The organism is Pseudoalteromonas sp. NCCP-2140 (assembly GCF_023708065.1).
In the GTDB taxonomy this organism is placed as follows: Bacteria; Pseudomonadota; Gammaproteobacteria; order Enterobacterales; family Alteromonadaceae; genus Pseudoalteromonas.
The window spans coordinates 70,328-85,695 of record NZ_BRCZ01000005.1 but is presented as its reverse complement, the minus strand read 5'-3'; the positions used below and the strand labels follow the sequence as shown (position 1 = coordinate 85,695).

Annotated in this window: 13 protein-coding genes; 9 read left to right on the top strand and 4 right to left on the bottom strand. The window is 41.4% G+C overall.

Annotated elements, in window-relative coordinates; genetic code table 11:
• The first annotated feature begins 350 nt into the window (after positions 1-350).
• The gene (locus NFU46_RS11970) at positions 351-944 is read left to right on the top strand and encodes a bifunctional 2-polyprenyl-6-hydroxyphenol methylase/3-demethylubiquinol 3-O-methyltransferase UbiG (protein WP_251602140.1); all 594 of its coding nucleotides are present in this window, start codon (positions 351-353) and stop codon (positions 942-944) included.
• A 255-nt stretch (positions 945-1,199) separates the two neighbouring features.
• Complete coding sequence (locus NFU46_RS11965; protein WP_405030663.1) at positions 1,200-2,270, top strand: HNH endonuclease; 1,071 nt, start codon at positions 1,200-1,202, stop codon at positions 2,268-2,270.
• A gap of 11 nt (positions 2,271-2,281) precedes the next feature.
• Here NFU46_RS11965 and NFU46_RS11960 read toward each other — a convergent pair whose 3' ends face one another.
• Positions 2,282-5,434 (bottom strand): DUF3427 domain-containing protein, encoded by a 3,153-nt coding sequence (locus NFU46_RS11960; RefSeq protein ID WP_251602136.1) that lies wholly within the window; start codon positions 5,432-5,434, stop codon positions 2,282-2,284.
• Positions 5,435-5,641: 207 nt separating this feature from the next.
• Here NFU46_RS11960 and NFU46_RS11955 point away from each other — a divergent pair, with 207 nt between their 5' ends.
• Together NFU46_RS11955 and NFU46_RS11950 are read left to right on the top strand one after the other, a co-directional pair.
• Complete coding sequence (locus tag NFU46_RS11955; protein WP_251602134.1) at positions 5,642-6,433, top strand: hypothetical protein; 792 nt, start codon at positions 5,642-5,644, stop codon at positions 6,431-6,433.
• Between the two features lie 200 nt (positions 6,434-6,633).
• Positions 6,634-7,359, top strand: coding sequence for a hypothetical protein (locus tag NFU46_RS11950; RefSeq protein ID WP_251602132.1), 726 nt, complete (start codon positions 6,634-6,636; stop codon positions 7,357-7,359).
• 213 nt (positions 7,360-7,572) lie between these two features.
• On the opposite strand, the gene NFU46_RS11945 is transcribed toward NFU46_RS11950, so the two are convergent.
• Positions 7,573-8,427 (bottom strand): LysR family transcriptional regulator, encoded by an 855-nt coding sequence (locus NFU46_RS11945; protein WP_251602130.1) that lies wholly within the window; start codon positions 8,425-8,427, stop codon positions 7,573-7,575.
• A gap of 81 nt (positions 8,428-8,508) precedes the next feature.
• Between NFU46_RS11945 and NFU46_RS11940 the strand changes: the two genes are divergently transcribed.
• The gene (locus tag NFU46_RS11940; RefSeq protein WP_054563225.1) at positions 8,509-8,730 is read left to right on the top strand and encodes a DUF2798 domain-containing protein; all 222 of its coding nucleotides are present in this window, start codon (positions 8,509-8,511) and stop codon (positions 8,728-8,730) included.
• The gene (locus NFU46_RS11935) at positions 8,727-9,008 is read left to right on the top strand and encodes a putative quinol monooxygenase (protein WP_251602128.1); all 282 of its coding nucleotides are present in this window, start codon (positions 8,727-8,729) and stop codon (positions 9,006-9,008) included. Before NFU46_RS11940 ends, NFU46_RS11935 begins: the two co-directional genes overlap by 4 nt.
• Positions 9,009-9,242: 234 nt before the next feature.
• On the opposite strand, the gene NFU46_RS11930 is transcribed toward NFU46_RS11935, so the two are convergent.
• The gene (locus NFU46_RS11930) at positions 9,243-9,548 is read right to left on the bottom strand and encodes a hypothetical protein (protein WP_251602126.1); all 306 of its coding nucleotides are present in this window, start codon (positions 9,546-9,548) and stop codon (positions 9,243-9,245) included.
• Between the two features lie 113 nt (positions 9,549-9,661).
• Between NFU46_RS11930 and NFU46_RS11925 the strand changes: the two genes are divergently transcribed.
• From NFU46_RS11925 to NFU46_RS11915, 3 genes are all read left to right on the top strand, one after another.
• Complete coding sequence (locus tag NFU46_RS11925; protein WP_251602124.1) at positions 9,662-10,570, top strand: LysR substrate-binding domain-containing protein; 909 nt, start codon at positions 9,662-9,664, stop codon at positions 10,568-10,570.
• A 75-nt stretch (positions 10,571-10,645) separates the two neighbouring features.
• Positions 10,646-11,956: a BamA/TamA family outer membrane protein gene (locus NFU46_RS11920; RefSeq protein ID WP_251602122.1), complete on the top strand. Its 1,311-nt coding sequence runs from the start codon at positions 10,646-10,648 to the stop codon at positions 11,954-11,956.
• A gap of 78 nt (positions 11,957-12,034) precedes the next feature.
• Complete coding sequence (locus NFU46_RS11915; RefSeq protein WP_251602120.1) at positions 12,035-12,727, top strand: hypothetical protein; 693 nt, start codon at positions 12,035-12,037, stop codon at positions 12,725-12,727.
• Positions 12,728-12,881: 154 nt separating this feature from the next.
• Here the strand turns inward: NFU46_RS11915 and NFU46_RS11910 are convergent, their stop codons facing one another.
• Positions 12,882-15,335, bottom strand: coding sequence for a hypothetical protein (locus NFU46_RS11910; RefSeq protein ID WP_251602118.1), 2,454 nt, complete (start codon positions 15,333-15,335; stop codon positions 12,882-12,884).
• Between the last annotated feature and the right edge of the window lie 33 nt (positions 15,336-15,368).

The window sequence follows — 15,368 nt, the reverse complement described above, 5'->3', positions numbered from 1 at the left end:
TTTCTCTGTGCAGCGCGTAGCGCCTCGGTGATCTCTGTGGTTCAAAAATTCTTATGCACAAAGAGAAGTGAATGAGAAGACAATGAGATACTAGTTAAGCCAATTAGTTTTTCCTATATAGCGCAGCGTCTCTTTTCCTCTTTGTGAGTATTGGTTTTTCTTTGTGTAACGCACAGTGTCTTTTAATCTCTTTGTGAGTATTATTTCTTCAATATTGTGCCTCATCTATTACGCTGGAGTATAAAAATATTTCCCGCCAAAAATACTTAAAATCAATTTGATATCTTTTTAGTACCTAGCTTTAATGGTATTTTAGCGCCAAGCAATCTTGCCAATATAAAGGAAGTAAAATGGCATCCAAAACCGTCGAATACTACAACCAAAATGCGCAAGCATTTGTAGATGCCACACTCGATGTAGACCTCAATGAACTTTACGACGAATTCTTACCGCTGATCCCAAAAAAAGGCGCTTTACTCGATGCCGGTTGTGGCTCTGGCCGCGACGCTTTCATCTTTAAAGAGCGCGGTTATAGCGTAGATGCATTCGATATCAGCCCAGCTATGGCAAAGCTGGCGTCAGAATACTTAAACCAAGACGTAGCTGTAAGCAGCTTTCTAGAGCTAAACGACGCTGCCAAATACGACGGCATTTGGTGCTGCGCAAGCCTTATTCACGTAGCAAAAAACGACTTAACCGACGCATTCAACAACCTTGCCCGCGCATTAAAGCCACAAGGCATCGTGTATGTATCGTTTAAATACGGCGACGGCGAGCGCGAACACAACGGTCGCGAATTTACCGACCTAAACGAACAAGCCCTTGAGAGCATTATTAAAGGCACAGACCTATTTATTCTCAAGTCATGGCAAAGCGCCGACCAACGCCCAGAGCGCGCCACAGAAATATGGTTAAACGCCATTTTGCATAGAAGAACGATATAGTCGTTTATATGCGGTATAGCAGGCTATACCGCAACTCTCCCAATATTGTATGGGTTTTAGAGTATAGCTCTACCTAAAATCCTATATTTGCAATAGCTTTTCATGCTAGATTGTTCCTAAACTAAATCACCAATATGCAAGCTACAACAATGCGTTATAGGCATAAGTGGCAAATATGCCGGCGAAAACAGGGAACAGTTCATGAACTTTAAAGCACTTTTAAAAAGTACACATAAGGCTTGATTGATGATAGCCATGCAGCAGCAACTCGATTTTATTGCTTACATTCAGCGTATGCTGGTGGAAGGTGATTTTAGTGCTACCTATAAGTTTGCACTATTGCATGCGTTGGCTGATGTTTGTGTTGAGCAACCAATGATGTATGAAGCTAGCGAGTTAAACATCGACCTCGCTAGGCTGGCTGAAAAGTTAATAGATCTTTATTGGCACCATGCAGTGCCATTTTCTTCTGCTCATAGTGGTGAAAGTGCTTTACTTAAACAAAACTCGGGTGCGCAATCAAAAGTAATTGCGGTGCTATATGAGTGCCAGCAAAACAATATTCGTAGCTTACGCCAGCTAAAATTAAGCCCTTACTGGCACGCCACTTACAAAGCAGCTTTAGACACTTTAAAAACAGGCCCATTGTGGCGCTTACAAATTCTAGCTAAACAAGAAGAGTGCTTTTTATATCCGCACACAAAAGGCAAAAGCTATATTACTCTAAATGCAGGCATAGCCGCTTGCTTTAGACGCTTTTACGATTTAGTTGTCTATTTAGCTAAAAATGCATGGCTACAAAAGATTCAAAGCATTAAGCATAACCAAGCGCTTATTGGCCCTCAAACCCAACTGCATGACTTTTTATTTGGTTTCGACCGCACAGCACTTAACAAAGCAAAACCAGTTTTAGTCGAAATACAAAAAGGCCAGTGTTTTTATTGTCAAAAGCCACTCACAAGCGCGATAGAAGTTGATCACTTTATTCCTTTTGCTCGCTACGCTAACGATTTAGGCCATAATTTTGTTGCCGCCCATCGAAGTTGTAATAACAGCAAACGCGACTTTTTAGCCGCACAATTACACCGTGAACGTTGGCAAGAGCAAAACCTAGATCGCCACAGTCAGCTACTCACTGATGAACTAACTCGCTATTTTCATTGTGATGTAGATAAATCCCTTGCAGTAAGCAATTGGGCATACCAAGTTGCTAACAGCAATGGCGCAAAACTTTGGCTTGCAAAAGATAGGTTCGAGTTGGCGGGAAGTAAAAATGTCCAAGCGTTAGATCTAGTTGCGCAGACAAAGTACAAATATGATTCTTAATAAGCTTAGGTTTAACCTACAGCCAATTTCCCAGCCTCATGCCACATTTCACTTGGCATGGGGCTTGTTAGCTCCCAAGTAATATTCATTGGTTGGCTGCCATTGTGGCTTTGGTATTTAACCTCGCCGTAATTAACGAATCCCATTGTTCTACCGTTTTCATCTTTGCTTTGTTCACGCACAAACAACAAGATGGTTTTGCCTGTTTGTTGGTGCTGAATGTAGCTTAGGCCGCGGCCGTGTTCTGGTCGTGCGCTGTTTTGCGTTTGCCAATGAAACAGAGTAGGGCTGATTGCATAGTCATGGTATAGCGTTGTTGGCGAATAGGTTTTTTCGCATTTGTTGAGGGTTACAAAAAGTAATTCTAAATTTTGTTTTTTGAATTCTAATACGCCTTCGCGTGCAGTTGATTTTTTATCAAACGTATGTGCACCAAATGCAGCTAATATTTGCTGGCGTGTATAACGGCTGTGTAATTTTATTGCGTGATTAGGGAGGCACGTTAAATTACTTTCTAGTTGCTGAATACGGTTTATTAAAAGCGTAATCACTTCAGATAACTCGTGTTGCAATAGTGGGTTTTTTAGTGCTTGTAAGCTTTCCTTAATAGATTTAAACCCCAGACTTGTGCCAGTGTTATCCCAAAAATTGTAATGAGCCATTAGAGCGTATTGTTGATTTTTAGGCGTTACTTCAATGCTAAAGTCGCTGTCACATAAATCGCGTAAAAAGCTCAAATAGCTCAGTGAGTTGCAACTAAGTAATTGAGTGTTTATTGCACGATAGTACGCAGCGTAAATATCAACTTGCTCTACTGGTATTTCATCACCTTTTAACCAGTGCCAGCCACCGAGCTTATTTTCCTTCGGTTTATAAATATCTTCTAACGTCACTTGAGGATTTATGGATAAAAAGTTACTTAGAGATAGTTGGGCGTTCGTATGTTGTGAATAGCTACTTATAAGCTGTTGCAAGCGCCTTTTGCTATTAGTTGCTTGTTGAATATTACGCAAAATTGCTTTTTGGGTACGTTCTTGCAGCTCTATACTGCAACCCAACGGCAAATGCGGAAAGTTATTTTCTATTTCGGCTTTTATTGACTGGTTAGTTTTGCCAATTAGAGCTCGAAACTTATTAGCAAAGTCATACTCTGGGCGAGCGTTACCTACGAAGTCGAGAACGGTGCAGCATTGTTTTTGGCTATTGTCAGGCAACCGCAAGCCTCGTCCTAACTGCTGTAAAAACAACGTTAAGCTTTCGGTTGGCCGTAAAAAGAGCAGAGTATCAATTTCAGGGATATCGACCCCTTCATTAAAAATATCTACTACACAGAGGATCTTTATTTCACCTCTGCTAAGCGCCTGTTGTTTGTGATTTCGCTCATGAGTATTTTTACTAGTAAGTACGTCTGCACTTATATCTGCAAGGTTAAATTTACTAGCCATAAACTCAGCATGATCTTGGCTAACACAGAATGCTAAGGCTTTAATTGTGTGAATATTTGTGACGATTTCATTGAGGCACGATATGATTTTATTAGCGCGGTTGTTCTCGCCAGTGTAAAGCTTGCTTAATTCGCTAATATCATAACGACCGCCACGCCAAGTTATTTTGCTTAAATCTATATCATCATCAAGCCCAAAGTATTGGAATGGGCACAAATGGCGTTGATTTATTGCTTCTGGTAAGCGGATCTCTGCAGCAATTACACCACAGAAATCTTCCAAAATATTTGCACCATCTTGCCTTTCTGGTGTGGCAGTTAAGCCTAATAAAATGTTTGGTTTAAAGTGGTTAAGAATACCGCGGTAACTTGCTGCGCTTACGTGATGTACTTCATCGATAACAATGTAATCATAAAAATCAGCGCTCAACTTCATGTTGTCGATTTGATTATTAAGAGTCTGAATTGAGGCAAATAACTGGTTATATCTTTGAGGTTTGTAGTTACCAACCCAAAGCTCGCCGAAATCATTATTTTTTAGCACACCACGATAGGCGCTTTGTGCTTGAGTGAGGATCTCTTCTCGATGCGCGACGAATAAAAAATTAGCATTTGGCTTTTTGTCATACACGGATTTAAAATCAAATGCCGATATAATAGTTTTGCCAGTGCCTGTTGCAGCCACCACTAAGTTTCTAAATCGATTATGAACACTTCGTTCAACACTCAGTTTTTCTAAAATAGCTGATTGATGAGTTTTTGGTGTGATATCAAAATAAAACTGGTTACGTGATTGGCCTTTACCACGCTGCTCATTCAGCGAGTTTATTAGCTTTTCTTTACATTCAACTTTGCCGCTAAACAATTCAAAATCTGGCGACTGCCAATAGGTTTCAAAGGTGCTTTTGGTTTTAGCAATAATATGCGGTATTTCTTGCGCGGTGATTTTTAAATTCCACTCAAGGCCGCTGGTGAGTGCTGAATGCGATAAGTTTGATGAACCAATGTAGCCAGTATGAAAACCAGAGTTACGCATAAATAAGTAAGATTTAGCGTGTAAACGTTCTTGTTGATTGTTGTAGCTTAGTTTTACTTCTGTGTTGGGTAAGCTAGCTAAGAACTCAACTGCTTTAGCATCTGTTGCACCCATGTATGAGGTGGTGATTACTTTTAGCTTATTACCTTTTCTTGTAAAGGCTTCTAGCTCACTTTTAAATATCCGCAGTCCAGTCCATTTGATAAATGAAACGAGCCAATAAATGGTATCAGCTGATTTAATTTCTCTTTTAAGCTCAGTCTCAAGAGATAGGCCTGCATTTGCGCCGCTAAATAACTCACTTTGTGTAAGACCTGTTAGTGGGGTAATGCTGTTTGAGTAGTCTTTGAGATTAGTTGCTACAGGGTTTTCAGTATTGAATAGAGCTGTAAGAATTTTACCTTGGCTATCTATGAGGTTTTCATTGATTAGCTCATCGTCTTTAATATGATCTTTAAGCCATAAAACTAAGTTATTAGCTAAATCAATTTGTTCGCTTAATCGATCTTTAGAGTGGGGGATAGCATCAATCGCATGTGCGACTAGCTTTCCTAAAAATCGAGCTAACCAAGTTGCGGCTTCGGCAGATTCTAGTTGGCGTTCTCCTACATAAAATTGCTTACGATCTAAATTCTGCTCAATCACTTGAGTAATAAGCTGCTCGTAAATGCCAACCTGTTCCATAAACCACTCCCTGTTATTTACAGCCAGTTTACTGAAATAGCTAATGAAAACAAGAAATAACTCATTGTTCAGTTGCAGGCGATTGCTGAGGTTTCCCCGTGTTTACTTCTCTTTGGTTGCCGTCGCCAACGCGATATTTTTTACGTGTATTACTTTAGGAACGCATATATGATGAAAATACAGAAAATAGATCCAAAGGATTGAAGAGTGAACTTGTCAGAAGCCGCAATGGAAATGCTAAACGACTTCAAAAAAAATACTGGGCTGTTACTACCAATTACAAAATTTTTGCTAAGTAATTTATTTTTACTTAGCTTATTAGTTATTGTCCCATTAAAAATAGCATTTTGGATATTTCAATTGGGTTATTTATCAACATTTGGAATAACCTACGAAACAATTCAGAGGGATGCTATCCAAGCACAACAGCTTTGGGTTGATATGTTTATCGTTCTTTCTCCTATGCTGACATGGGTAATGGGTTTAAGCCTTACATTATGTATTAGTGCTTTTTTATATCCTTCAGTGATTAATTACTTTGGCCTTAAAAGGCTTGTAAAAAGTCTAAAAACTAAAAAAGCCCCTTTGAAAAAAGCACCAAAAAAATCTCTTAATAAGAGGTTTTTGGTTGTCTATTTTAAGCGAGTTGAAAAGAAAGGTGGGCTGTTTTTTGGTCTTGCAAAAACATCTTATATTTTTACAGCCATATTTTTAGTTATAGTCGTCTTATTTACTGGTTGCTCGTTGTATGTGCACGAGCAAGCAACAGATATCGCTCGAAAGAAGATTATAGAGTTTAAACTGAAAGGTACTTGTGATGACGGTAGTGGGCAGTTCGGGTGTTACTCGTTAGCTACAAAAACAAAAGAGTATAAGGGGTTTTTAGTCGCGACCTCTAATGAATCGATTTATTTGTTAAGTTCTTCTATGGAATTAAACATCGTACCAAAAGCCAATGTTGTAGTTCTAAGTCGTACTAATGTGCGAATAAACGATTAAGAATTAAGTTATACATATTATTGATCTAAATTTAAAAATATCATTTTGGGCTCTGAAAAATTGCAAAGAGAAGTCGGCGTTTACTTCTCTTTGGTTGCCGTCGCCAACGCGACATAACTAAATAAATAGTTAAATGGTCACTTTTTCCTTGCCCTAAAACTGGTACAATGTGGCCTGCCAAATTACACAGATGTAATGTTATGAATAAATGGATTTTATTTCTCGCTACTTTGCTAGCGAGTTTCAACACGGTTGCTGAAGAGCAATATTCAAAAAGCCGCTGCGATAACATTGAGGCTGAGCGCGAGAGCATTCGTAAAAGAATGAATCGTAGCTACACGGCTAGGCAAGGTGAACATTGGAATCAACGTTTAGATGAGCTTTTTACGCTGTTGGCGAGACACTGCAAACACCCAAAAAGAAGTTCTGGTAAAGGCGGTACTTATACGTATCGCTCGAACCCTACCGCACTTTTAAACACCAAAGTACATAACTCTACTGTGTATTCAAATTCATATAATGACGATAAAAAGCGCCATGCTTGGGGGCAATTTTATCAATTACCGAATCGCTGTAGAGCGAAAAATATTCAGCAAGCTGATTTTGTATGGTGTAGCGAAAATAAAGCAGAGCAAAAGGCGCTATTTGAATCTGCTTGGAGTGGTAAAGCTAAAGCAGACTATAAAGATATTGTTATTACTGTTAAGCCGACCATTACAGAAATTAATGCAAATAAAACCACAAGCCAAGTTGCGATAAAAAGCTCGGTAATCGAAGCACCCGTTAAACAAGCTTCGGCTCCTTTAAATGAGAGTGTTGGTCCGCAATTAACAAAGTTGAATGACCTTAAAATTTGGCAATTAGCCTTGGCTGGCATTGCGGCCATGTTGTTTGTGTTTGGTCTTTATCGTTGGTTTAAAGATTGAGTTGTTAAACGGGCTAAAGCCCGGCTTACGATGTAGGTCGTCATTTATGGCGACAGGGTGGGAGGGGTTTAAAACGCGATATGAAATCGCTGCTACAAGTTTATTTATAAACCTTATAATTGAGTTATTTGACGGGCTAAAGCCCGACCTACAATGCCTCGCAACTCGCAACTCGCAACTCGCAACTCGCATCTCGCATCTCGCATCTCGCAACTACAGCCTTAACACCTCTCCTTGTAAACTTGGTGAGTCTGCAATACTGGTTTGGAGTTGTTCTATCAACAACAGGGCATTCGCTGATGGAGTGCGTGAATGTGGCCAGAGGGCGTAAATTGGCCTTGCGGGAATACTGTGGGGGGAATCGATATAACTAAAGTTGCTGGTGTCGTCTATACAGCAAATTTCGCTCATGGGTAGCAAGCCAACGCCATAGCCCGCTTCAACCATTTTTCTGGCGATTGTAATATCAAAGCAAAAGCTTATATGTTCATACTCGGTTTTTAATTTATTAAGCAAACCGCTGGGTAGTTGTGACTCTGAATAGGGCAATATCAGTCTTGATGTTGGGGCATCTTTCTTTTTAATCAGCTTTATTGCGATCATGCCTAGGCGCTTTTGAAAGTAGCTTGAGTCTTGTTGTTCGCCGATGCGAATGGCTAAGTCAAAACGTTTTTGGCTTAGTTGGCTGTTGGCATTACTTGGGTAAATGTGGAGGTTTAGTGCAGGGTTTTCCATCGCAAACTGATTAACGGCCCCCATCAGTGGGCCCGCAATGATGTTTTGTGGGCACAACAGGTAAAACTCTTTTGCGGCGGGCGAGTCATTTAATTGCTCAAGCTGGCTGCTAAGAGCGAGCACTTGTTCGCCTAATTCGTTATACAGTGATTCGCCTTTGGCGGTTAACACAATGCCTCGGGCTGTGCGTTGCAGTAATGGCTCAGCGAGTTTCTCTTCTAACGCCTGAATGCGCCTTGATAAGGTTGATAGATTCAGTCCTAAATCTTTTGCTGTTTGGCTCATGCTTTTACGGCGCGCTATTTCAATGAATAAATGCAGATCATCCAGCATACGACTCCCTCAATCTTAGTTTGCATTTTCGTGACTGTTGCCACTTGCCCTGTGCAAATATAGTAACGCCAAGGAGGACATATGAAAATTCATTTTACTTTTACTGCGGCATTTTCGTTTTTAATGTCGTTTTTACTTTCGGCATGGGTCACTTATGTCAACTTAGGGCTAAGCGATACATTTTTTCTGAGTTGGATGAAGGCATTTGCCAATGCATGGCCTGCTGCGTTTGTGGTGGCTTTTACGGTTGCCCCGCCAATTAGGGCATTGGTTTTAAAGTTATATAGTAAGGAGTCAGTATGATTAATATCGTGGCAAAAATTACCCCAAAGGCGGCATTATTTGACGACTGTAAAGGGCGTTTACAGAGCATTTTAGCAGCCACTCGTGCAGAGCCTGGTTGTAATCGTTTTGAGTTGTTTGCAAGCAAAGAGCGGCGTTGTTTGTTTTTAGTTGAGCAGTTTGAATCGCAAGCCGCACTTAATGAGCATTATGCTCAGCCTTATACCAAAGCGGTGTTCGCGTTTTATGAGAATGCCTTGGCGGAGCCGGTTGAGGTAGAGAAAGTGGAGGTGTGTTGAAAGAAGTTGGCGAGTTACAAGGGGAAAGGGGAAAGTTACGAGATGCGAGTTGCGAGGGGAAAGGAGCTTGGCTCTAGGGGCTAGGTACTAGGGGAAAGTCGAACTGTGGGGTTGTTCAGGTCGAGCGTTCTTCTGTGCAATAACAACCTTGTAGGAAGTACTTTAATGTCTAAAAAAACTAGGCTACTGGGGAAGTACAGCTATTCGTAGCCTAGTTTCACAAGGTTGAAATGGTTACAGCATATGCAGAATTTGTTTGGCTTTTTCGCGGGTTAAACACGCGGCCATTGGGCGTTTTGCAAATAGCTTGGCTGAGACTTTTTGTTCTTTGCCCATGTATTGGTTGTGCAGTGTTTGCACATTGACTTTGCAGGTCACCGAATGGCTGTTTTCTACATAGCGAATTTCTACTCGCTCTACTTTTTTAATTAAGTTTTTATAAGGGTAGCCTTCATCGGTATCAAGCTGAGTAATTACGGGTTGGTTGGCATAACTAAAGCTTGTGGCAACTATAAGTAATAAAATAAGTAAGTATTTCATGGTGGTTGTCCTTGTCTTGTCGCGGTTGGCAATATGAGTATTACTCGTGTTACTACTACTGACAAACGATTAAAAATTACCTATGCTTAAGTTTTTATTAACCATAAAAACGTATGCAGTTACCTCCATTAAAAAGCCTTTGGTATTTTAAGCACGCGGCAGAGTTAGGTAGTTTTAAGCTTGCGGCAGAGCAGTTGTTTGTTAGCCAAGCTGCGGTTAGCCAACAAATTCGCTTGTTAGAACAACAGCTTGATTGCAGCTTGTTTACTCGTCATACCCGTTATGTTGAGTTGACTCGCCAAGGCGAACAGCTGTTACCCCATGTACTTAAAGGGTTTAGTCATTTACAGGCAGGTGTGCAGGCTGTTAGCCAAGATAACCACCCAAATACGTTAAACTTAACCGTGCTGCCTTCGTTCGCCAGTGGTTGGTTACTGGGCCGTATTAGTGATTTTCAAAACAAATACCCCAATATCAAAGTGCGTATTGAACCAAGCGATCAACTTGCCGACTTTTCAGCGGGGCAGGTTGATTTAGGTATTCGATTTGGTCAAGGAAATTACCCAGGTTTACACAGTGAGCTTATCAGCGACGACAGTCTATTTTTGGCTTATAAACCCGGTGCCATTGATGTCAATAAACCTCTTAAATCGCAGATTCTGGCGCAAAAACTAATTAAAGATGTGTGCCCAGACGCAGAGCGTGGTTGGTTAACTTTGGCTCAGCAATTAGCTGTAAGCCCAGATGCGCTCCCCGCACTTGAAATTGATAACGCTGCATTGGTTATTCAAGCCACGTTAGCAGGGCAAGGTATTGCAATGGTAAGGCGACGTTTAATCGAAACTCAACTGCAACTTGGTCAGCTAGAGATTTATCCAAACTATGAGTATCACTGCCAATATAAGTACTACCTTGCTGCGCCGCCCGAACATTTTAAATGGCAAAAAGTGCAGCTGTTTAAAGATTGGTTGCTTGCTCAATTTGCTTTAGATGATCAGCAGTTTTATCAACTTCATCAATAACATTTGCGTTAAATCATTTTAAAGTTTTTAAGCACCAGCTATGCTTATTTAAGTCGCTTACTAAAGGAGCTAGTAATGCTTAACTTTAAAGTTATTTTTTATGGCGTTTGTGTGGCTGCAAGCCTAACGGCCAATGCTGATATTTCCCGTGTAAAAGCAAGTATTGAGCGTGTTGAGAGCGCGAATAAAAAGCACGAGTCTTTAGTGCTTCCCTACTTATTTAGCACCGATACCATGGGGCTTAACTTTGGTGTGGGTGGCATGATCAAAGGTTACCATCAACCACAAATGACCGTTGGCGCTACTGCATTTAAAGGTGATGTGAGCGAAGGCGCGTGGGCAGGCCTGTTTAACTATAAGGTGTTAGATTCAGAACGCTGGTATTTTAGTGCCAGTGGCATGGCTGCATATTTTCCTGATCAGCGAGCTTATACCGGAGGCCATAAAGTGCCCATTGCTGACAACGCCGTGTTCCCCGGTAGTAATGACTCTTCAAACGAGGTTTATTTAGAAGCCGATGGTAGCTCTAATTGGTTTGATGCTCGCATCGAATACGCTTTACCGTTTGGCGCAACATCGCAAACAGGTATGGTGCGTTACCAACTTAAAAACGGCTTGTTGGTTTCTGAGCCATCGGGCGGGGCACAGTGGAACCCGTTGGAATCGGGAGTAATGGTTGCAACTGCACGCTATTTTAGGCGCTCGCAAAGCTTTGAATTTAATGAGGGTACACAAGATGGCAGTATTTCAGCAATGGAATTTGGCCTGCTCTATGACAACACCGATTTTGCAACTAACCCAAGTTACGGAAGCAGGCAGTATCTTGCCTATAGCCAATCAATGCCAGGGAGTGACGATATTTATGATTGGGATTTGTGGCAGTTTAATGGCAGTAAGTTTATTTCTTTAGGAGCAAGTGAGTTTGCTCATCAGCGTATTTTAGCATTTAATTTTTGGGCTGCTTATTCACCTAGCTGGCAAGTTAATCACACTCTTGATGGCACTAAGTTTATCTCTGATGCTGCGCCGTATAACGAAGGCGCTACACTAGGAGGGTTTAAGCGTTTACGGGGTTATGATTTTTATCGATTTCATGACAAAGCCGCTATTTATGGGGCATTCGAATATCGCTATACCCTAAAATATAATCCAATAGCAGATGTAAATTGGCTAAAGTTTTTGAAGCTGGATTGGTTTCAGTTAGTTGGCTTTGTTGAAGCTGGTCGTGTGTCGCCTCATTTAACCTTGGATGCATTATGGCAAGACTACCACTATGATTATGGTGTTTCACTAAGAGCTATGATGTCGGGGTTAGTCGTTCGAACAGAGCTTGCTAATTCAAAAGAAGGGGCCAATTTTTGGGTGATGATAGATCAGCCTTTTTAGTGAATTTGGCGCAGATTTGTTGCAGTTTTATTAGAAACTGATAATCTGTACCCCTAACTTTTACAGTGACGTAAATTAATGATTAAACGGATTTTAATGACAACAGCCTTGTTGTTGCCCGCTTTTGTCTGGGCGCAGCAAAGTATTCCTTCAGATGCATGCCAAAGCATGCAAGCCGAACGTATAGAGCTACAAATAGCCCTGCGTAAAACCAATCTTCTCGACAAAATTGAAGCCTACAAACAGCGTATTCAAAGCTTATCGGCGCGAATATCTGAAACCTGCTTTAGTGAAGAGCAAATTGCTGAGCTTAAATCGTCGTTGTATAACCCTGATATTACCGAGCTTGAAAACAGCTTGGCAAAGCCATTAACAGAGCAAGCCTACATCAGCAAACAAGCTGCATGGGAGCGCTTTTATGTGATGCCGCCACGTTGTGCTGTTCGTTCGTTACAGTTGCAAAACCTTGAGTCGTGCCTTGAAAATAAGCAAATTCAGTTTCAGCAATTTGATATGTTATGGCAGCAAAAAAGTGCGCAACTTGCCCGTACAGAAGCAAAACCAACAGATTCGTTTCATGAGTTTGTTTTACCTAGCAAAGCCGAACGAGCTAAGTTAAGCGCTGAGCAAGAGCTAAAACGCTATAGCTACAGCACCGATTCGTTTTTACCAACCAACATTATTGTGTTGTGCGTTTTAGCTGTATCGGTGTTCTTTGGTTTGATATTTATATTTCATTGGTTAATGCGCCCACGGCCAGTGGTTAAGTGAGTGTTTAGTTAGCGAGGGGAAAGGGGAAAGAGTAAAGTTAGAAAGGGGAAAGGAGCTAGGTGCTAGGTCGCGATGTAAAATCGCTGCTACAGACTCGCATCTCGCATCTCGTTTCTCGTACCTTTCACCTCGAAACTCGTTTCTTGTAACTTAATCACTCATCCGTTTTAAACTGTTTGGCGCGTTCTTCTGCGTCAATTAGGGCTTGTGACTTTGGCTGTTTGTTTTTGCTTTCTATCACAGGCTTTTCGTCTGAATTTGGGTCCCAGGTTGGATCAAGCGATAAGTTCGCAAATGGATTATACGGCTTATCATCTTGTTGCTCTGGCTCTTTGTAGGCTTCTTCACTTTTTTCTTCAGGCGTTTCTTCAAGCTTATCGTCGTTACTCAGTTCGTCAGACAAATCAACAGTTTCTACCGCCGGCTGTGACGGCTCTTCTACGTTAACGGAAGCTGGTTCATCTTGTAGTTCTTGTTCAAGCGCTTGTAAGGCTTTAGCTAAATCATCATCGTTAATATCGTCGTGATCGTCTGTTGGGTTTGGTGCAGTGACTGTGTGCTCATCTTCATTAAAATGATCTTCAAACGATAAATCATCTGCCATCAATGAAGATAAGTCATACTCAGGTACTTCATCTTTAGCAGGTTCATCGTCAGTAACAGGTTCTTTAGTTGAATACTCATCAAAACCGAAAGATGACGAACTCGTGAAGCTTAGCTCTTCAATTTCTGGCTTCTCAAGTTTATCTATGTCAGGTTTATCAAGCTCATCGATATCAGGCTTTGCGAGCTCTTCTATCTCGGCTAACACTGGCTCGTCGTCAGCAATTGGCTCTTTCGTTGCGTATTCATCAAAGCCGAATGATGACGAACTCGTAAAGCTTGGCTCTTCAACTTCTGGCTGCTCCAGTTCAACTATTTCAGGTTTCTCAAACTCATCGATTTCCGGCTTTTCAAGTTCTTCGATTTCAGCTAACACTGGTTCATCGTCAGCGATAGGCTCTTTAGTTGAATACTCATCAAAGCCGAATGATGACGAACTCGTAAAGCTAGGCTCTTCAAATTCTGGCTTCTCCAGCTCATCGATCTCTGGCTTTTCGAGCTCTTCGATTTCAGCTAACACTGGCTCATCGTCAGCAATCGGCTCTTTAGTTGAGTATTCATCAAAGCCAAACGATGACGAACTCGTAAAGCTTGGCTCTTCTAATTCTGGCTTCTCTGGTTCATTGTTATCAGTATCTGCAAATGGCTCAGGTGTAAGAGGCTCGTCTTCAATAGGCTCTTTAGTTGAGTATTCATCAAAGCCAAATGATGACGAAGCAGTATAACTCGGTTCTTCTAATTCTGGTTGTGTTTCAGGCTCATCTTGCTGAACGTCATCAGCTTGCGGCTCAGCTTCTTCGTCGATGTTATATGATGATTCAAGGCTTGCTAGTTTTAACTCTTGTTCTAACTCACGTTGTTCATCTAAGAAGTCGTCATCAGCGTCGTTAGCGTTTTTCTCGTCGTAGCCAAGTTCAAGATCTTCGAATTGATGGGCATCAGCAAAGTCTTCTGCTGGTGGTTGTTCAGGTGAAGTTTCAGACTCTTGTTCTTCTTTATCACGCTGAGCACTAAAGTGCATAAGCTCAGAAAGCTCGTCATTATTGTCAGTTTCGGTTGCTGTAAATGTATCGTTGGCAAGCGGGTAGCTGTCTTCATGAGGGTGCTCTTGTTCTTCGGCCAGCACTGCGGCTGTTGCTGCTTTGAGTTCTTCAGCTTCTTTTTCAGCGGCAGCTTGTGCTTCTGCAGCTGCTTTAAGGGCTTTAGCTTGCATTAGGCTTTGTTCAAGTTCTGAATCGGCGTCTGCTTTTTTGCTTTGACGAATACGCACAATCACTAAACCTGCAACAAGTAATACCAACAACACAATTAAGCTTGGCATTAATAATGAGCTTGAAGAGCTATCGCTGTTTGCAGGAATAGGTTCTGGCATAGGTGCAGGTGTTGGCGCAGGTTTTGGTGCCGGTTCTGCTTTTACTTCAGGTTCAGCTGGTTTTTCAGCAGTTGCAGCCTCAACACTTTGGGTTTTAATTTCAGTGGTTTGATCTTGAATAGCAGAGCTAGTAGTTGATTCTACTACAGGCTCTTTAGGAGCATCAGAAATCGTAATACGGTCAACTTTTGCTGGTATTTCGGTTTGTTCTGCAGAGGCACTTGTTTGTTCGGCAGGCTCTGGTTCTTGAACTTCAGGCTCAATTGCTGGCATTTGCTGTTCGATAGGTTCAACGGTTTGCTCAGCAATAGGTGCCGTAGTTTCTTCAGGTTCTGCTTGAATAGCGCCTGAGTGCACCCTAGGGTTAGCCGCTGCAGTTGAATTAACAGGTGCTACTTCTTTTGTTTGTTGTTCTAGTTTTTCGAAAGCAGCTGCATTGTTTACTGGCGTTGGATTTTTGCAGTTTTTCTCATAGTTTCTGGCAGCAGAACGGTAATTCTTATTGCTGGTGTTAAAGCGATACTCATGCATTTGCTGTTTTAACAAAATACACATTGCTTCGTTGTACTGCGCTTTACTCGTAAAGCTTAAGCTTAGGAGTAATAAGCAAAAAGTTGTTTTAATAATTGGCATAAGTTCAGACCAGTAAGGTTTAATTGATGAGCC